Origin of the sequence: Arthrobacter livingstonensis (assembly GCF_003219815.1) — a bacterium.
Classification (GTDB): domain Bacteria; phylum Actinomycetota; class Actinomycetes; order Actinomycetales; family Micrococcaceae; genus Specibacter; species Specibacter livingstonensis.
This window is the reverse complement of record NZ_QJVD01000017.1, coordinates 49,705-66,652: the sequence shown is the minus strand read 5'-3', so window position 1 is coordinate 66,652 and position 16,948 is coordinate 49,705. Positions and strand designations below refer to the sequence as shown.

General features: G+C 64.9%; 14 protein-coding genes and 1 pseudogene. 6 read left to right on the top strand and 9 right to left on the bottom strand.

All coding sequences use genetic code 11. The features are described from left to right. Window positions 1-2 precede the first annotated feature (2 nt). Entirely contained in the window at window positions 3-2,237 is a 2,235-nt protein-coding gene (locus tag CVV68_RS15325; RefSeq protein ID WP_110501871.1) for a transglycosylase domain-containing protein, read from the bottom strand. A 36-nt stretch (window positions 2,238-2,273) separates the two neighbouring features. On the opposite strand from CVV68_RS15325, the gene sp36 reads away from it, so the two are divergent. Genes sp36 through CVV68_RS15310 form a run of 3 tightly spaced genes read left to right on the top strand, consistent with a single transcriptional unit; the run spans window position 2,274 to window position 3,845 of the window. Continuing rightward, the gene (gene sp36 / locus CVV68_RS15320) at window positions 2,274-2,429 is read left to right on the top strand and encodes a Sp36 family protein (protein ID WP_107503899.1); all 156 of its coding nucleotides are present in this window, start codon (window positions 2,274-2,276) and stop codon (window positions 2,427-2,429) included. Between the two features lie 2 nt (window positions 2,430-2,431). Beyond that, entirely contained in the window at window positions 2,432-2,917 is a 486-nt protein-coding gene (locus tag CVV68_RS15315; protein WP_110501870.1) for a RidA family protein, read from the top strand. Continuing rightward, on the top strand, window positions 2,901-3,845 hold the full coding sequence (locus CVV68_RS15310; protein WP_245933570.1) for an NUDIX hydrolase: 945 nt from the start codon (window positions 2,901-2,903) through the stop codon (window positions 3,843-3,845). Before CVV68_RS15315 ends, CVV68_RS15310 begins: the two co-directional genes overlap by 17 nt. Before the next feature lie 231 nt (window positions 3,846-4,076). Here the strand turns inward: CVV68_RS15310 and CVV68_RS15305 are convergent, their stop codons facing one another. After that, window positions 4,077-4,754, bottom strand: a complete 678-nt coding sequence (locus tag CVV68_RS15305; protein ID WP_110501869.1) for a Crp/Fnr family transcriptional regulator — start codon at window positions 4,752-4,754, stop codon at window positions 4,077-4,079. Window positions 4,755-4,949: 195 nt separating this feature from the next. Here CVV68_RS15305 and CVV68_RS15300 point away from each other — a divergent pair, with 195 nt between their 5' ends. Then, complete coding sequence (locus CVV68_RS15300) at window positions 4,950-6,164, top strand: MarP family serine protease (protein ID WP_306415699.1); 1,215 nt, start codon at window positions 4,950-4,952, stop codon at window positions 6,162-6,164. 6 nt (window positions 6,165-6,170) lie between these two features. Here the strand turns inward: CVV68_RS15300 and aroQ are convergent, their stop codons facing one another. Further along, window positions 6,171-6,650: a type II 3-dehydroquinate dehydratase gene (gene aroQ, locus CVV68_RS15295; RefSeq protein WP_110501867.1), complete on the bottom strand. Its 480-nt coding sequence runs from the start codon at window positions 6,648-6,650 to the stop codon at window positions 6,171-6,173. A gap of 60 nt (window positions 6,651-6,710) precedes the next feature. Here aroQ and CVV68_RS15290 point away from each other — a divergent pair, with 60 nt between their 5' ends. Further along, window positions 6,711-7,298, top strand: coding sequence for a hypothetical protein (locus tag CVV68_RS15290; RefSeq protein WP_110501866.1), 588 nt, complete (start codon window positions 6,711-6,713; stop codon window positions 7,296-7,298). Here CVV68_RS15290 and CVV68_RS15285 read toward each other — a convergent pair. The 5 genes from CVV68_RS15285 to CVV68_RS15265 all read right to left on the bottom strand — a co-directional run bounded on the left by CVV68_RS15285 (window position 7,285) and on the right by CVV68_RS15265 (window position 13,736). Then, window positions 7,285-9,423, bottom strand: coding sequence for an alpha-galactosidase (locus tag CVV68_RS15285; protein ID WP_110501865.1), 2,139 nt, complete (start codon window positions 9,421-9,423; stop codon window positions 7,285-7,287). The two genes, CVV68_RS15290 and CVV68_RS15285, sit on opposite strands and share 14 nt — an antisense overlap. A 34-nt stretch (window positions 9,424-9,457) precedes the next feature. Next, complete coding sequence (locus tag CVV68_RS15280) at window positions 9,458-10,249, bottom strand: DeoR/GlpR family DNA-binding transcription regulator (protein WP_110501864.1); 792 nt, start codon at window positions 10,247-10,249, stop codon at window positions 9,458-9,460. 74 nt (window positions 10,250-10,323) lie between these two features. Beyond that, window positions 10,324-11,223, bottom strand: a complete 900-nt coding sequence (locus tag CVV68_RS15275; RefSeq protein ID WP_110501863.1) for a carbohydrate ABC transporter permease — start codon at window positions 11,221-11,223, stop codon at window positions 10,324-10,326. Further along, window positions 11,223-12,197, bottom strand: a complete 975-nt coding sequence (locus CVV68_RS15270) for a carbohydrate ABC transporter permease (protein ID WP_110501862.1) — start codon at window positions 12,195-12,197, stop codon at window positions 11,223-11,225. Before CVV68_RS15270 ends, CVV68_RS15275 begins: the two co-directional genes overlap by 1 nt. Window positions 12,198-12,413: 216 nt before the next feature. Then, window positions 12,414-13,736, bottom strand: coding sequence for an ABC transporter substrate-binding protein (locus tag CVV68_RS15265; protein WP_110501910.1), 1,323 nt, complete (start codon window positions 13,734-13,736; stop codon window positions 12,414-12,416). A 326-nt stretch (window positions 13,737-14,062) separates the two neighbouring features. Between CVV68_RS15265 and CVV68_RS24775 the strand changes: the two are divergent. After that, window positions 14,063-14,518 (top strand): annotated as a pseudogene (locus CVV68_RS24775) (substrate-binding domain-containing protein); the annotation flags it as partial. Window positions 14,519-14,803: 285 nt separating this feature from the next. Here CVV68_RS24775 and acs read toward each other — a convergent pair. Further along, the gene (gene acs, locus CVV68_RS15255) at window positions 14,804-16,780 is read right to left on the bottom strand and encodes an acetate--CoA ligase (protein ID WP_110501861.1); all 1,977 of its coding nucleotides are present in this window, start codon (window positions 16,778-16,780) and stop codon (window positions 14,804-14,806) included. Window positions 16,781-16,948 lie beyond the last annotated feature (168 nt).

Sequence of the window (16,948 nt, the reverse complement as noted above, 5' to 3'; positions counted from 1 at the left end):
GCTTAGTCCTTCTTCTTCGCGGCCGGCGGCTTGTTGCTGTCGTCCTTTTTGGTGTCCTTTTTGGTGTCAGTGGGGGCGCTGGGCGGCGGCGGCACCACAATCGGGTTAAGCATGCTCGACGGCGGCTCCGGGAAGCCGCTGGTGTCGAAGGTGCCGGCAACCGCGTTCATGTAGGACTGCCAGGCCTTGCCGGCATAGGTGGAGCCGTCCACGTACGGGATGCGCGTGTTGGCGATCAGCTTGTCGTTGTTTCCGCGGTTCTTGTCCTCGGGGCTCCCGAGCCAGGAGGAGGTGACCAGGCCCTTGGTGAAGCCTGTGGTCCAGGTCTGCTGGGAGTCGTTGGTGGTGCCTGTCTTGGCGCCCGCCGGGTACTGGAGCGGAATGTTATAACCAGAGCCGTTCTTGAGCACCTGCTGCAGGGTGTGGACCACGCCGGCGGCGACCTCCGGTTTGACGGTCTGCTTGCAGTTGGCCGTCGGGACGGGGAACTTGTCGCCCTTGGCGTTGGTGACGGACACCAGCGCAATGGGGTCGCAGTGCACCCCGCCGGAGGCGAACGTGGCAAAGGCTGTGGCCATGGTCAGCGGCGCAACCTCGCCGCTGCCCAGGAGGCTGGAGATGTTGCTGACGTCGTAGGGCTTGTTCGGGTCTCCGCCCAGGTGGATGCCGGTGGCCGTCATCATCTTTTGAATGTTGCACAGGTCCAGCTGCGAGGCGCTGGCGACGGTCGCGGTGTTCAAGGACAGTGCGAGGCCCATGTGGGCGGTGATGGGGCTGTAGCGGCCGTCCTCGGCGTTTTGCAGGTCGTCGGCCGCGTTGACGGGATCGCTGGAATCGTAGGCACCGGTGGTGGTGCCACAGGAATTCTGCCAGTTGAACCCGACGGGGTACCTGCGGACCGAGGCGTTGACGATGTCATTGATCTTATGGCCCGAGTTGAGCCATTCGGCGTAAGTGAACGGCTTGATGGTGGAGCCCACGTCAAAGCCGCCGGAGCCTCCAAGGGAGTTGCCCTTCTTGTCAAACTTATCCACTGCGAAGTTGTACTCCGTGCTCCATTGGCCCTTGGGGGCGTGGAGCTTCGTGTTTTGCGCCATGGCCATGACCTTGCCGGTCTTGGGCTGCACCGTGACGAGTGCCTGGCCAACCTTGTCGGGGTTGTTGTTCATCGGCGTGTAGTTTGCGAACTGGGCCTGGGCCGCGTCCTGCAGTTTCGGGTCCAGCGTGGTTTTGACGGTCAGGCCGCCCTGGTAGAGCAGCTTTTCACGGTCCGCCTTGGTCTTGCCGTAGGCCGGGTCATTGGCAATGAGGTTGGTGGCGTATTCACAGAAGTATTCGGCGCGGACCGCCGTCGAGCAGCCGTTCTTGATCTCGTGGATCTTCAGGTCGAGCTTGGCCTTGACGGCGGCGTCGTACTGCTTCTTGTCGATCTTCTTCTGGTCGAGCATGTTGGCCAGCACCATGTTGCGCCGGGAGATCGCGTTGTCCGGGTTAACCACCGGATCGTAGCGGGTCGGGCTGTTCACCACGCCTGCCAGAAGAGCGGCCTGGGGCAGCGTCAGGTTCTTGGCATGAACGCCAAAGTAATAGGAGGATGCGGCTTCAATGCCATAGGTGTTGTTGGCGAAAAACACCCAGTTCAGGTAGCCCTGCAGGATGTCGTCCTTGGAATATTTCTTCTCCATGGCGATGGCGAGCTTGATCTCGCGGACCTTGTCGCCGGCTGTCTTGTCGGAGCCCAGCTTGATTTTATCGTTCTCGCCGTTGGCCGCGTACGTCTGGATGATCACATTGTTCACGTACTGCTGCGTGATGGTGGACGCGCCCTGGCGTGCGCCGCCCTGCACCATGGACACCACGGCCCGCATCAGGCCCTTGGTGTCGATGCCGCCGTGCTCGTAGTAGCGTGCGTCCTCGATGGCGATGACGGCGTTCTTCATGAACGGCGAGATGTCGGCAAGCTTGACCTCGGTGCGGTTCTGGTCATAAAAAGTGGCCAGCTCGGAACCGTCGGAGGCCAGGATTTTCGACGACTGGGCCGGCACGCCCACGTTCATCTCATCCGGCAACTGGTCAAAGAAGTCGATGGAGGAGGTGGCGGTGTTGCCCGTCAGCGCCACGGCGGGGACCATCAGACCGGCGACCAGGACCCCACAGATTGCGCTCACGCCAAGGAAGAGCATCAGTTTTCCCAAGGTGGTGGCGGTATCGAAAATGGGGTGTTTTTTTGCAGCCATTTTTCCAGTTTACCGGGAAGGGCTACGCTTTGAAGCATGACCAAATGGGAGTACGCCACAATTCCGCTGATTATCCACGCAACAAAGCAGATCCTCGACCAGTGGGGCGAGGACGGTTGGGAACTGGTCCAGGTAGTCACCGGACCGGACGGCAACGGCCTGGTTGCCTACTTGAAGCGGGAGAAGGCCTAGCCATGGAAGCCGTTCAAACACAAGGGAATTCACGCATTGAGGCCCGTCTGGCCGAGCTTGGCTTGGCCCTGCCAGCCGTGGCAGCGCCCGTGGCCGCCTACGTGCCCGCGGTGGTGAGCGGCAACCACGTTTACACCTCCGGGCAGCTGCCCTTCGTTGATGGCAAGCTCACATTGACGGGCAAGGTGGGGGCCGAAGTTTCCGCTGAGGACGCAAAAGCACTTGCGGCAACCTGCGCCATCAACGCCATTGCCGCCCTCAAAAGCGTCATTGGCGACCTGGACCGCGTGATCCGCATCGTCAAGGTCGTGGGTTTCGTGGCCTCCGACCCGTCCTTCACCGGCCAGCCCGGTGTCATCAACGGCGCCTCCGAGCTGCTGGGTGAGGTATTTGGTGACGCGGGGGTCCACTCCCGTTCCGCCGTCGGGGTTGCCGTTTTGCCGTTGGATTCACCTGTCGAGGTTGAGTTGATTGCCGAATTTCAGTAACACCCCTGCGGGCCCCCGGCCCGCAATCAAGCGGATCTTTCCGCTGAACGCCGGCCAGCGCGAAGCCGCCGAGGCCTGGGTTGAGTTTGGCGCACGCACCCCCAGTAAACCCCGTTCCGCGTCCTCGGTGGTGCTGTTGAAGGACAGCCCCACCGGGTTGCGGACGTTCATGACCTACCGTCCCGGCGGGTCGCCGCTGGGCCTGGTGGCATTTCCCGGCGGCACCGTTGAACCCGCGGACGACGACGTCACCGACTGGGTGGGCCCCTCGCCGACGCAGTGGGCCAAGAGCCTGGGGACCGCCAACGTTGACGCGGCGAAACGCCACGTGGTGGCAGCCATCCGGGAAACTTTTGAAGAAACCGGCATCCTCCTGGCCGGGCCGGATGCAACGTCCCTGGTTGAGGGGGTTTCCGGGCCGGAGTGGATGAAGGCGCGTGAGGCCCTTGCCGCGCAGGACGTCCCGTTCGCCAGTCTGCTGGAGCGGCGCGGGCTTGCACTGCGCACCGACCTGCTTAAGCCGCTGAGCCACTGGCTCAGCCCTGACTTTGCCCACCGCCGCTTTGACACCCGCTACTTCGCTGCCGCCCGCCCAGTGAGTCAGGAACCGCAGCTGCTCTCCAGCAAGGGTGTTTGGGGACGGTGGGTGTGCGCCGCCGACATCCTCGCGGCGCGCTCCACGTCCGCCTTGGGCGACGAGATCGGCGTGGACACCACGGCCGGGCTGACGCTGGGCGAGCTGGTGGTGCCCGGGGTGGAAATCATCCTGGAGAAGCTTGGTGCGGCCCGCGGCTGCATCGCCTACCTTAGCCACAAGCGCCCCATCAACGAATACCAGCCCGCCCTGGTCGCCGAACCCGACGGCAACTTTGAGCTGGAGGTCCAGGCGGCGCCGGCGTCCGAAGGGGCAGCCTGCCGCGAGCGGTAGCCGTAAGGAGCCGCCGCATCACCGACGCCGTATCACCTTTGGTCCACTTTTCCAGAACGCGGTATCACCAAAGCACGCATCACCCGAGGCGGTGAGCGGCAGGTGATACCGCGTTCTTGAAATCGCAACCAAAGGTGATACGGCGTCGGCAGAAATGGCGCCAAAGGTGATACGGCGTCGGGGGAGGGGCGGAGCACCATCGTGGTGGTCCACCCCTCAATGTTGCGCAGTCTAGCGGGAGCGCTGGCGCAGGCGGTTGACGTCCAGGATGACGACGGCGCGGGCCTCCAGGCGGAGCCAGCCACGCTGGACGAATTCGGCCAGCGCCTTGTTGACGGTTTCGCGGGATGCGCCGACCAGCTGGGCGAGTTCTTCCTGCGTAAGTTCGTGGGCAACCAGGATGCCGTCCGTGGCCGGACGGCCAAAGCGGTCCGCGAGGTCCAGGATGGCCTTGGCCACGCGGCCGGGGACGTCCGAGAACACCAGGTCCGAGAGGTTGTCGTTCGTGCGGCGCAGGCGGCGTGCCAGGGCCTGCAGCAGCTGCATGGACACCTCGGGGCGGTTGCGCAGCAGGGCGTTGAGCGATTCGTTCTTCAACCCAGCCAGGCGGGTCTCGGAAACGGCCGTGGCGGTGGTGCTGCGCGGGGCCGGATCAAAGAGTGCCATTTCGCCAAAAAGCTCGCCCGGGCCCAGGATGGCCACGAGGGATTCGCGGCCGTCAGGGGAGGTGCGGCCCAGCTTCACCTTGCCGGAGACGATGAAATACAGCTGGTCGCCCTGGTCGCCCTCACGGAAAACGGAGGCGCCACGGGAGAGGTCCACCTCGGTCAGCTCGTCGGTCAGCAGCCGGAAGGCCTCGTCGTCGAGTGTGGTGAAAAGTGGTGCGCGGCGCAGTACCTCGATGTCCATGAAATCTCCTTGAAATATGTATCTAAACTATTGGGACCTGTTACTGATTCTTTCAGAACTTTCCAGCTTTTGTGACCAATTTGGCATTCGCGGCGTTCCCGATCGGGGTTCTACCGCAATCGGACACAGGGATTGCACGGATTGTCCCGGTAATATGTGCGGAGCAGGTGCCATCCGGTGGCCTGCGGAAGAGACTTGGGCGGGTGCCTGGAGGGCGGAGACACGGTGTTTGGTTTCTCCTGGCTTGATGTGGCCCTGATTCTGTGGCTGTTGTGGCAGCTAATATACGGGCTCAGCGCGGGCCTCGTGGTGAGCCTGGGCGGGCTGGTGGGCTTTGTTGCCGGTGCCGTCGGGGCGTTCTTCGCCGCACCCTTCGTCAGCGGCCACGCTCCTGGCCCCGGGTGGCGGACGGTGTTTGTCATTGGAGCCACCATCATCTTGATTGCCGCCGGCCACGCCGTCGGAATCAGGATAGGCCGGGCCATTGGCAAACGGGTCAAGTTCGGCCCCGTCCGCACCGTGAACCGGCTCCTGGGCGGCGCGCTCAATCTTGTCGTGGGTGCGGTGGTCATCTCCATCCTCGCCTTTGGCGTCACCAATCTGGGCATCCCGGCAGTGTCGAAGCAGCTCAGCGGCTCCGTGGTGATTTCCAAGATCGACGACTGGACGCCTAACCCCGTCAAGGCCGCGGCAGCCCAAATGCGGTCCCTGGTCCTGGATGAGGGAATTCCGCAGCTGCTGAACCCGGCCGGCCCCAACGTCCAGGTCGCCGCGCCCAATTCCAGCACCAACACCCCCGCCTGGACCAATGCGGCGAAGTCCGTCCTGAAAATCTCCGGCACCGCCTTCCAGTGCGGGCAGAACCAGACCGGCAGCGGCTTTGTCATCGCACCCAACCGCGTCATGACCAATGCGCACGTGGTCTCCGGAGTTTCCATGCCCGTGGTGGCCACGCAGGCGCAAGGTTCGCTCCCGGCCCGGGTGGTCTATTTTGATCCCGTCAAGGACCTGGCCATTCTCGCCGTCGACGGCCTCAACGTGGCCCCACTGTCCACTGCCGCGACCCTGCACGGCAACTCCAAGGCGGCGTTTGCCGGCTACCCGCTGGGTGGCCCGCTCCAGGTGCGTCCCGCCACGGTACTGTCCAGCGGGCCAATGCTGGTCCCGGACATCACCGGCAAGCAGAAGTCGCTGCTGGACATCTATCAGCTGGCCGGAAACATCCAGTCAGGCAACTCCGGCGGCCCGCTGCTGGACACCTCCGGCCGCGTGGTGGGCGTGGTTTTCGCCAAGTCCACCACGTCCGAGCCCGTGGGCTTCGCGTTCACCATGACCGAGGTGGCTCCAGTCATCGCGGCGGCACCCATGCTGAGCAGCTCCGTGGGCTCGGGCAGCTGCAGCGTCAAGTGACGCCAGCTAGGCCAGAACGTTGTCCAAGTAGCTGACCGCCATGGCATAGCCGTGGATGCCGGCGCCCACGATGACGGCGTCGACGACGGCTGACAGGTAGGAATGGTGGCGGAACTCCTCGCGCTTGTGCACATTGGAAATGTGCACCTCCACAGCGGGAAGCTCGACGGCGGCTATCGCGTCCCGGATGGCCACTGACGTGTGCGTGTAGGCGCCGGCGTTGATGATGATGCCCACCGCCGTGCCGCGGGCCGCGTGAATGGCGTCCACCAGCTCGCCCTCGTGGTTGGACTGGATGCAGACGGCGCTGAATCCGGCCGCGTTGGCGGCCGACGTGACGAGCCCGGCGACGTCATCGAGTGTGGCGCTGCCGTAAATGGCAGGTTCGCGGGTACCCAGCAGGTTCAGGTTGGGGCCGTTGAGTATGAGCAGTTCGCCGCGGGCCGCGCTGCTGGAACGCGCGGGGGCGTCGGTTGTGGGAGTCATGGCTTAATCATGCCGCACGATCCGCACCGCGGCGGGATGGTCCGGCGGTAGGATGCGGCTATGGACACATGGTGGGGACGGCAACTTGCGGACCTGGGAACATGGGTCCAGGACTGGCTGCCCGTCATCTCCGTCGCCGGGGTGTTTGTTACGGCACTGGTCGCCTATCTCGCCTACCGCCAGGCCCTCGACGCAGACCGGCGCGACCAATGGTGGGCCCGGGCGCAATGGGCCATTGAATCCGCCCTGGACACCGGCAGCGACCGACAACTTGCCGGCCTGATCGTGCTCACCAGCCTGAAAACCAGCAGCCTCGCTGCCCCCGAGGATGCCGCCTTATTTGATGCGATCGCGTGGAGCATCAAGGAAGGGCTCGACGGCGGCGCCCCGGCGCCCCGGAGGAACGCGGTGCATCAAGGAGCAGCGCCCCGGGACGATTCCGCCCGGGACGATTCCGCCCGGGACGATTCCGCCCGCGGTGATGGCGCGGCGCGCGATGGCGCGGTGCCGCCCGCTTCCGGGCCGGCCAACGCCGCGCCCGCACCGGCGATGTTGCGCCAAGCCGAAGTGCTGCTGGCGGCCAAACCAACGCCGCCGGCCCGCGGCGGGCGCCGGAAACGCGCGCGCAGCCCCATTAGCGAGCCGTGACCTCCAGCAGGATGGCATGCTCCGGGTTCAGGATCGGCATGGGCAGCCCCACCTCGGCCAGGAACCGCCCCGACGCCAGGGCACCGTCGGCCAGCCATGCCGGCGGGGCCGTTTGCACAAAGGTGGCGCCGGCCGCCTCCGTCCCCGGATAGCACAGCGCCACCCGGTACAGCCTGTCCGGGGAGAGGCCGGGAAGGGCCACCCGCCCCGGCTGCTCCGAGAACGACGTCGACACCGCCGCGAGCGTGAACAGTGCCCGGGCGCCGTCCCCGGCCACCACGCCCTGCAGCATCAGGGACGGGTCCGGGACGTCCGCGCGCACCATTTGGCCGGTGTGAATGAGGTCCCGGTGCTTCTTGTACAGCCCAATGACTGCGCGCAGTTCCTCACGTTCGGCCCCCGCGACCTGGCGGATGTCCCACTCCAGGCCAAAGTGCCCAAACAGGGCCGTGATGGCGCGGAAGGAGAGATCGTGGGTGCGCCCCGTGGTGTGCGAGGTGGTGGGGCCGATGTGCGATCCCACCAGCTCCGGCGGCACCACCAGGGACGTCCAGCGCTGGATGGTCTGGCGTTCCAGCGCGTCATTGCAGTCCGAGGCCCAGATCCGGTCCGTCCGGTCCAGGATGCCCAGGTCCACGCGCGCGCCGCCGGAGGAACAGCTTTCAATTTCCAGGCCCGGGTGGGCGGCCTTTAGCGCGTCAAGCAGCCGGTACACGGCAAGGGTCTGGCGGTGCACGCTGGGCCGGCCGTCATGGCCCATCTCGGCCAGGTCCCGGTTCTGGTCCCACTTGAGGTAGTCAATGGGATATTCGGTCAAGATCGCGTCGAGGCGGTCGAAGATGTACTGCCAGGCTTCCGGGTTCACCAGGTCCAGGACCTGCTGGTGCCGCCACTGCAGCGGCAGCCGGGACCCGGCGTCGGGCCTGGGAACGGGGCCTGCAATCCAATCGGGATGGGCCCGGGCCACGTCGGAATCCCCATTGACCATCTCCGGTTCCACCCATAGCCCGAACTGCAGGCCGCGGGAGGTGACGGCCTCCACCAGCGGGTGCAGCCCGTCCGGCCACAGGCCCTCGTCCACGTACCAGTCGCCCAGGCCCGCCAGGTCGTTGCGGCGGTGCCGGAACCAGCCGTCGTCGAGAACAAAGCGCTCCACGCCCAGTTCCGAGGCGGAATCGGCCAGCTCGGTCAAGACGGCCAGGTCGTGGTTGAAGTAAACGGCCTCCCAGACGTTGAGCACCACCGGCCGGGGCGTGGCCGGATGGTGGCCGCGGGCCCGGAACCAGGCGTAAAAAGCTGCGGAGATGCCGTCCAGGCCGTGGTCCGAATACGCCCCAAAATACGACGGCGTCACATACTTTTCACCCGGTGCCAGCACCACTTCGCCCGAGCCCAGGAGCTCGGCCGCGCCCATCACGGTGCGCCCGTCCGCCACGGTGTCCACAAATTGTTCGTGATCCCCGCTCCAGCCAAAGTGTGCGGCCCATACCTTGCCGTGGCGGTTCCCGAAACCCGGGGTTCCCACCGCCATCAATAGGGAGGAGTCGTGCCCGGTCCGGCCGTGGCGGCCGCTGCGCACCCACGTGCCCTGTCCGATCGGCCGCCGCTGCGGGTGGCGTTCGCGGCACCACCTCCCGGTCAGGTCAAGAATCTCGGTGCCGTCCGGGCCCACGGGGAGAATGGCGGCCAGTTCCTCGAGCGCAAAGTCCGTGCCGCCGCGGTTCCCCACCTCATGGCGGAATTCCAGCAGGCCTCCGTCGTGCAGGGTCAGCGTGGTGACCACGGACAGGCCCAGATCCTCGTCCATCTGCTCAACGCGGGCCTCGGCACCGTAGTGGAACCAGCCGTGCAGGCGCAGCTGCGGGGAGAACCCGGGCCCGGGGAGCCCGTCCACCATGCGGTGCCCGCGCAGACCGGTACGCCCGCGCCACCCCGCCGACGCCTGCGGGATCAGGCCCAGCGCCACCGGCGTGTCCAGGGCCGAGTGGGGGACGGCGTCGCCCAGGATTCCCAGGTCCGGCAGCTCGGGTCCCAGATCCGCTCCCCAGTGCAGGACTTGCGGGGAACCGCCGTCGAGCTCGATGACGAGCGATGTTCCGCCCTGACGTAGGTAAATTGCTGGCACGGGTGACTCCTGTCGTTTCATAGGGGCAGGGGTCCTATGACACCTGTGAATGCGGGGTGATGCTGACCAGCCGCAGCTTGCCGACACGTGCGCGCAGGATGCGCTGCGCCTCCAGGCCCAGGGCGTCGTCGCTGATAACCTCGTCCACGTCGTCCATGGAGGCGATGGTGCTGATGCCCACGGTGCCCCATTTGCTGTGGTCGGCGAGCACCACCACCTTGCGGGCCGCCTCGATCAGCGCCCGGTCCATCTCGGCCTCGAGCAGGTTCGGTGTGGTGAAGCCGGCGTCCGCGTCCACGCCGTGCACGCCCATGAACAGCACGTCCAGGTGCAGCGAGCGCACGGACTGTGTGGCGATGGGTCCCACCAGGGCGTCCGACGGCGTGCGCTCGCCGCCCGTGAGAATCACCGAAACCCTGGATCCCGCACCCTGGAAAACATCGGCGATCTTAACGGAGTTCGTCACCACGGTGAGGTTTTTGCGGGTGCTCAGCGCCTTGGCCAGCGCCCACGTGGTGGTGCCGGCGCTGAGCCCTATCGCCATGCCGTCCCGGACCAGCAGCAGCGCCTCCTGTGCGATGGCCTGTTTTTCCAGCGTGCCCTGGGTGGACTTGAGCTCGAACCCCGGCTCGTGCGTTCCTGCCCCGCCGGGAAGCTTGGCGCCGCCGTGGATTTTCTGGACCAGTCCGGCGTCGTCCAGGGCCTCGATGTCACGGCGGACCGTGACCAGGGAGACACCGAACAGTTCGGCCAGGTCGGAGGCCCGCACCACCCGTTCACGGGAAACCGTGGCCACAATTTCGGTGCGCCTGGCGTCGGCCAGCATGGGCGCCTCCTCGGTTCGCGGGACGGGCTCGGCTCTCACGTTTCTCATGTGCTTCTCGGCTCTCACGTGGACGCTCAACCCTTGCTGGAACCGAGTGTCAGGCCGGCCACAAACTGCCGTTGCAGCACGAGGTAAATGACCAGTGTGGGGATGACGGTGATGGTGGCGCCGGCGGCCAGCAGGTTGTAGTTGGACAGGAACGTCCCCTGCAGGTTGTTGATGGCCGTGGTGACGGGCAGCCGGTCCCCGCTTTGGATGAACAGGAGGGGCCAGAAGTAGTCGTTGTAGATGAAGATCAGTTCCAGTGTGGCCAGGGCGGCGATGGCCGGCTTGCACAGGGGCATGATGATGGAGACGTACTGGCGCCAAATTCCGGCCCCGTCCACGAGCGCAGCCTCCGTCAGGTCCGCCGAGAGTGCCTTCATGTAGTTGGAAAGCACGAACGTGCAAAAGCCGATCTGGAAGGCGGTGTTGGCAATGATGACCGAGAAGTAGGTGTTGAGCAGGCTGCCCGAATCACTGAACCAGTAGGGGAGCTGGATCAGCTTGAACATCTCAAAGAGCGGGGTGGCCAGGACCTGCGGCGGAAGCAGGTTGCCGGCCGTGAACATGATCAGCAGCGTAATGTTGAACTTCCAGTTCACGCGGCTGACGGCAAAGGCCATCATGGAACTGCACAGCAGCACCAGGATGATGGTGGGCACGGTGATGATGAGCGAGTTCATGAAGTAACGCGGAAAGCCGCCCTGGGTCCAGGCCTGCGCAAAGTTGTCAAAGTTAAAGGCGCCGCCCAGGCTGAAATAGCCGTACTTGTCGGTGTCCGACTTGGGCCGCAGCGCCGTGAACAGCGCCCAGCCCAGGGGAACCATCCACATGACGGCCATGACCGTGAGGAAGATGTGGGTGCCGTAGTGCGGCCGGCTGCGGCCATGGCCAATGCTGTTCCTGGCCTGTTTGGTGGTGGAAGCAGACATCAGAACTTCTCCTTCCGGAAGGTGCGGGACAGGTAGATGGTGATGGGCACCAGGGAAATGACGAGCAGGATCACGGCAAAGGCCGATCCAATACCGATGGACTGCCCTTCACCGATCAAGTAGGTGATGACCAGGGCGCTGATGAGTTCCAGGCCGTTGGTCCCCTTGTTGATGACCCAGACGACGTCGAACGCCCGCAGCGACTCGATGATGGTGATCACGACAATGACGATGTTGATGGGTGCCATGGCCGGAAAGACGATGCGGAAGAACGTCTGGGTTGCATTGGCGCCGTCCAGGGATGCCGCTTCCTTCAGCGTCGCGTCCACGCCTTTCAGCCCGGCCAGGTACAGGATCATGACATACCCGGCATGGCGCCACGTGGCAGCGACCAGGGCCGCCCAGATGTTGATGTTGGAGTCGCCAAACCAGTCCACGGCCTGGGGGGTCCCGGCCGTGCCAAGGAGGAAGTTCAGCAGGCCGTTGTCCTTTTGGTAAAACAGCTGCCAGATGATGCCCACCAGGGCGAGGGACAGCATGACCGGGACAAAGAAGATGCTCTGGTAGATCTTGCTGCCGCGGATCTGCTGGTCCAGCAGCACAGCCAGGAGCAGGCCCAGCGGAGTGGCAATCACCGCCAGGAACAGCAGCCATAGGATGTTGTGCTGGACGGCCGGCCAAAACGCGGGGCTGTCGTTGAATACGTAGTTGTAGTTGGCCAGCCCGGCGGCGCGGATGTCCGAGAGTGCGAGTCCGTTCCACCGGGTGAAGGACAGCAGGATGGACAGCAGCGTGGGAATCCAAACAAAGGCAAGCTGCACCAGGGTCGGGATCCCCACCATGATGCCCAGCACCACCTTGTCCCGACCGGAGAGCCGCTTGACCCGCCCCGGCTTGGCCGGGCGCACTGGTTTGTTGCTGCCTGCCCGGGAGCCGGGAGCGGCAGATTCGGAAAGCTCGGTTGGCGTGCTCATGGGTTCTTTCCTTGGGGCGAGTGGGTGGGCCCACGCTTGCCAGGTTCCGGGAGGATCGCTCCAGCGGTTCTTCCGGCCGGCGAGTGGGTGGGCCCACGCTTGCCAGGTTCCCGGAGGATCGCTCCAGCGGTTCTTCCGGCCGGCGAGTGGGTGGGCCCACGCTTGCCAGGTTCCGGGAGGATCGCTCCAGCGGTTCTTCCGGCCGGCGAGTGGGGATTACTGCGCGGCGTAGAGCGCCTTGGCTTGCGACTCAAGGTTTTTGACGTCGATGGAGCCATCCTTGATGAACCCCTGCAGGGCCGGAATCATCACGTTCGTGGCCATGGCGGGCAGTGCATCACGATCAAAGAACTGGCTGATGCTCTTGGCGTTGGCGATGGTCTCCGCACATTTCTTGGTGAGCGGGCTGAAGGCGGACGTGTCCGCGCCCTTGGCGGTGGCAATGTTGGACGGGTCAACCTTGGCGTAGGCATCCTGGCCCTCCGGCGTCCCCATGAAGGCAAGGAAGTCACGGGCGCCCTGGTTGTTGCCGCCTTTCTTGGACAGCAACAGTCCGTCGATGGGAGCCTCCACGGCGTCCTGGCCTTCCATGGCGATCTCCGGGAACGGGAAGAAGTCGATGTCGTCCAGGATCGTCTTGTCCGTGTACTGCTGGGTCACAAACGACCCGAGCAGGAACATGCCGGACTTCTTCTTGCCCATGTTGATGGCGCCGTCCTGCCACGTCATGCCCAGCGCTCCCGGGTTCTGGTACGGCAGCAGGGCCTTCCAGGTGTCAAAAACGTCGCTGACCTTCTTCTGGTCCCAGGATTCCTTGTGCGCGGTCAGGTCCATGTGGAACTGGTAGCCATTGAGGCGCATGTTGATGTAGTCGAAGGTGCCCATGGCCGGCCAGCCATCCTTGTCGGTGAACTCGATCGGGATCAGCCCGTCCGACTTCATCTTGGCGCACAGCGTCTTCAGTGCGTCGAAGGTGGTGGGGACCTCATAGCCCTTGTCCGCCCAGACGCTCTTGCGGTAGAAGAAGCCCCAGGGGTAGTTGTAGTTCGGGACAAAGTACATTTTTCCGTCGGGGCCCGTTGACGCCTTCTTCATGGCGTCGGAGTAGTTTGCGCCGACCTTTTCCCACACGTCGTCGACGGGGGCCAGCAGGCCCTTGCCCGCGTAGTACTGCATGCGGTAGCCGGCAAACCAGGTGAATGCGTCGTCCGGGCTGCCCTGGAGGTAGGTGGCGATCTTGTTCTGGAAGTCGTTGTGGGGGACCACATTGGTAGTGACCTTGATCTTCGACTTGGCGGTGAAGGCGTCGGTAACCGCCTTGTAGGCGGCCTTGGGGACGTCGTCCGAGGAGCCGGACCCGAAGGTCAGCGAGGTCGAAGCGGAAGCCGAGGCGCCCGGGGCGGCGCCGCCGGTGCAGGCAGCCAGCAGCGGGATGCCGGCGGCGCCGACGGCACCCACGCCGAGGGTCTTCAATAGGGTGCGGCGGTCAAAGCCCGGCCGGAGGATTCCGTGTGCGGGCCGATCTTCATTGCTTGACATGATTTCTCCCTTGAAAAGCACAATCCTGTGAAGTGGATCACATGAATCAATCATGAAACCGCCAAAAGGGAACGTCAATAGTCAAAAAGAAAACTTTTTGATCACATTCCCATCACGGGCGGGTCCCCCCGTTGCGTCACGCGCAGCGGGTAAGGGCTTTCCCTCTGTGCTGGCGCGGCCCTCTTTCGGCCACGACTGGCGCCGGCCGCGCCGGCGGCAGCGGTACCCGGGTCGATAGATGACGGCGGAATGTGCCAATGTGACATCACCGCGGCGCCGCCGTCCGTGAATCCGGACGGCGGCGCCGCGGCGCGATTGCTTGTGAAATGTTGTTTCGTGAACGGTTGCTTTGTGAACTGCTATTTTGCGAAGAGTTCCTTTGCGAACAGTGCGTTGACCTGCGTGTTGCCAACATTCCGGCGGTGCTGCTGGCCACGAGCCGGGAAGTCACCGGATTCCCGGCGGTGGGGACAGACCTGAGGGCTGGCGCAAGGGGCGCGGTTGAACACCTCATTGGCCACGGCCACACGAGCATCGCCCTGGCCATGGGCAGCAATGTATCGGGGGACACCGACGGACGGGAACTCGGCTGGCTGGATGCGCTCTCCGCGGCCGGGCTGCCGGAAGGCCCCATTGTGCGCAGCCTGTTTACACGGGAGGGCGGCTACGCCGCCGGGAAGCGACTGCTTGCCTCGGCCGGCAGGCCCACGGCGGTTTTCGCCAATTCGGACATGCAGGCCGTTGGCATCCTGCGTGCGCTCAATGAAGCGGGCGTACCGGTGTCTGACGGCATGGCGATGGTGTCCTTTGACGGATCTGCCGACGCCGAGTATTGCTGGCCCCGCTGTCAACGGTCAAGCGGCCCGTACGGGAAATGGCCGCGGCAGCGGTCGGTGCCCTTTTGGGCCCGCACAATCCCACGGAACCCGTGCACGTGGTCATTCCGTCGGAGCTGGTCCTGCGCCGCTCCTGCGGCTGCCCTTAAACAAATCTGTGTTGCAGTTGTTGGACCCAAAACGGCTCAAAAGGCCGAATTCGGTCCAACAACTGCAACACAGATTGCGGGGTCAGGCCTTGAGCGACGCCGAGATCTGGTTCATCACGGTGTTGTCCGCCAGGGTCGAGGAGTCGCCGGCCTCGCGGCCCTCGGCGATGTCCTTGAGCAGGCGGCGCGTGATCTTGCCCGAACGGGTCTTGGGCAGTTCCGGAACCACCAGGATGGTCTTCGGCTTGGCGATCGGGCCAATTTCCTTGCCCACATGGTTGCGCAGCGTGGTGACGATGTCGGCATCCTCCACGGCTGAGCCACGCAGGATCACGAACGCCACGACAGCCTGGCCGGTGGTCTCGTCAGCGGCACCGACGACGGCGGCCTCCGCGACGGATGGGTGGCTGACCAGGGCGGACTCGATCTCCGTGGTGGAAAGGCGGTGGCCCGAGACGTTCATGACGTCGTCCACGCGGCCCAGGAGCCAGACATCGCCGTCCTCGTCCTTCTTGGCGCCATCGCCGGCGAAATACATGTCATCAAAGCGGGACCAGTACGTGTCCTTGTAGCGGTCGTTGTCGCCCCAAATCCCGCGCAGCATGGCCGGCCATGGCTCGCGGATCACCAGGTAGCCGCCGTGCCCGTCCGGTACCGGGGTGCCTAGCTCGTCCACCACGTCCACGGCAATCCCGGGCAGCGGCGTCTGGGCTGAGCCGGGCTTGGCGGAGGTGACCCCGGGCAGCGGTGCGATCATGATGGCGCCGGTCTCCGTCTGCCACCAGGTGTCCACCACGGGGGCCAAGTCCCCGCCGATGACGCGCCGGTACCACATCCACGCCTCGGGGTTGATGGGCTCGCCCACGGAGCCGAGCACGCGGATGGAGGAGAGGTCGTACTTGGCGGGGATGTCCTCCCCCCACTTCATGAACGTGCGGATCGCCGTCGGTGCGGTGTACAGGATGGAAACTTTGTACTTTTGAACGATCTCCCAGAATCGGCCCTGGTGGGGGGAATCCGGGGTGCCCTCGTAGATGACCTGGGTGGCGCCGTTGATGAGCGGGGCATAGGTGACGTAGGAGTGGCCGGTGACCCATCCGACGTCGGCCGTGCACCAGAAAACATCCGTCTCCGGGTGCAGGTCAAACACTGCCTTGTGCGTGTAGGCCGTCTGCGTGAGGTAGCCGCCGGTGGTGTGCAGGATGCCCTTGGGCTTGCCGGTGGTGCCGGAGGTGTAGAGGATGAACAGGGGGTGCTCGGCGGCATGCCCGACGGCGGCGTGCTCAGTGGAGGCGGCGCCGACGGTGTCGTCCCACCACTTGTCGCGGCCCTGCACCCAATTGACGTCCTGGCCATTGCGCCTGACGACGACGACGTTCTCCACCGAGTGCCCCGGTGCGGTGAGCGCCTCGTCCACGGCGGGCTTAAGTGCGCTGGGCTTGCCGCGGCGGAACGTGCCGTCGGCGGTGACCACCAGCTTGGCCTCGGCGTCGTCAATGCGCGAGCGCAGGGCGTCGGCGGAGAATCCGCCAAACACCACCGAGTGGATGGCGCCGATGCGGGCGCAGGCCAGCAGGGTGATGACGGCCTCGGGGATCATTGGCAGGTAGACGGCCACGCGGTCGCCCTTTGCCAGGCCCAGCGCCTCAAAGGCGTTGGCTGCCTTCTTGACCTCGTCCGTCAGCTGGGCGTAGGTGTACGTGCGGGTGTCGCCGGGCTCGCCCTCGAAGTAGATGGCGACGCGCTCGCCGTTGCCAGCCTCCACATGGCGGTCCAGCGCGTTGTACGCCGCGTTGATCTCGCCGTCCTCAAACCAGGTGGCAAAAGGCGGGTTGGTCCAGTCCAGGGTCTTCGTGAAGGGCTTGCTCCAGGACAGCAGTTCGCGGGCCTGCTTTCCCCAGAATGCGGGGCGGTCGGCGTTCGCGGCCTCGTATTCGCCGAGCTTGACGACGGCGTTCGCGGCAAATTCCGCACTCGGCGGGAACTGGCGGTTCTCCGTGGAGAGATTCTCCAGTGCGTCGCCGCTCGTTTCTGCCGCTTTGGTAGTGTCCTCGGACATCTATAACCCCTTCATTCTTACTTGACGGATGCCGTGCCCCTGCATGTCCGCACTGCTGCGAGTGCTTGAAGGCAGGCGGCGGCACAACGTTGTTTTCCAGCTTTCACTGTATCGCGCCGGGACCCCCAACGTGTTTGCCGTCACAGCCAAAAGGGGCCAGCGGGGGCG

What these genes read in the sequence shown, in the direction of transcription:
- CVV68_RS15270 (WP_110501862.1), bottom strand. Translation starts at nt 12,197, where the DNA reads ATGAGCACGCCAACCGAGCTTTCCGAATCTGCCGCTCCCGGCTCCCGG.
- CVV68_RS15280 (WP_110501864.1), bottom strand. Translation starts at nt 10,249, where the DNA reads ATGCTGGCCGACGCCAGGCGCACCGAAATTGTGGCCACGGTTTCCCGT.
- CVV68_RS15315 (WP_110501870.1), top strand. Translation starts at nt 2,432, where the DNA reads ATGGAAGCCGTTCAAACACAAGGGAATTCACGCATTGAGGCCCGTCTG.
- sp36 (WP_107503899.1), top strand. Translation starts at nt 2,274, where the DNA reads ATGACCAAATGGGAGTACGCCACAATTCCGCTGATTATCCACGCAACA.
- CVV68_RS15265 (WP_110501910.1), bottom strand. Translation starts at nt 13,736, where the DNA reads ATGTCAAGCAATGAAGATCGGCCCGCACACGGAATCCTCCGGCCGGGC.
- CVV68_RS15305 (WP_110501869.1), bottom strand. Translation starts at nt 4,754, where the DNA reads ATGGACATCGAGGTACTGCGCCGCGCACCACTTTTCACCACACTCGAC.
- CVV68_RS15325 (WP_110501871.1), bottom strand. Translation starts at nt 2,237, where the DNA reads ATGGCTGCAAAAAAACACCCCATTTTCGATACCGCCACCACCTTGGGA.
- CVV68_RS15275 (WP_110501863.1), bottom strand. Translation starts at nt 11,223, where the DNA reads ATGTCTGCTTCCACCACCAAACAGGCCAGGAACAGCATTGGCCATGGC.
- acs (WP_110501861.1), bottom strand. Translation starts at nt 16,780, where the DNA reads ATGTCCGAGGACACTACCAAAGCGGCAGAAACGAGCGGCGACGCACTG.
- CVV68_RS15290 (WP_110501866.1), top strand. Translation starts at nt 6,711, where the DNA reads ATGGACACATGGTGGGGACGGCAACTTGCGGACCTGGGAACATGGGTC.
- aroQ (WP_110501867.1), bottom strand. Translation starts at nt 6,650, where the DNA reads ATGACTCCCACAACCGACGCCCCCGCGCGTTCCAGCAGCGCGGCCCGC.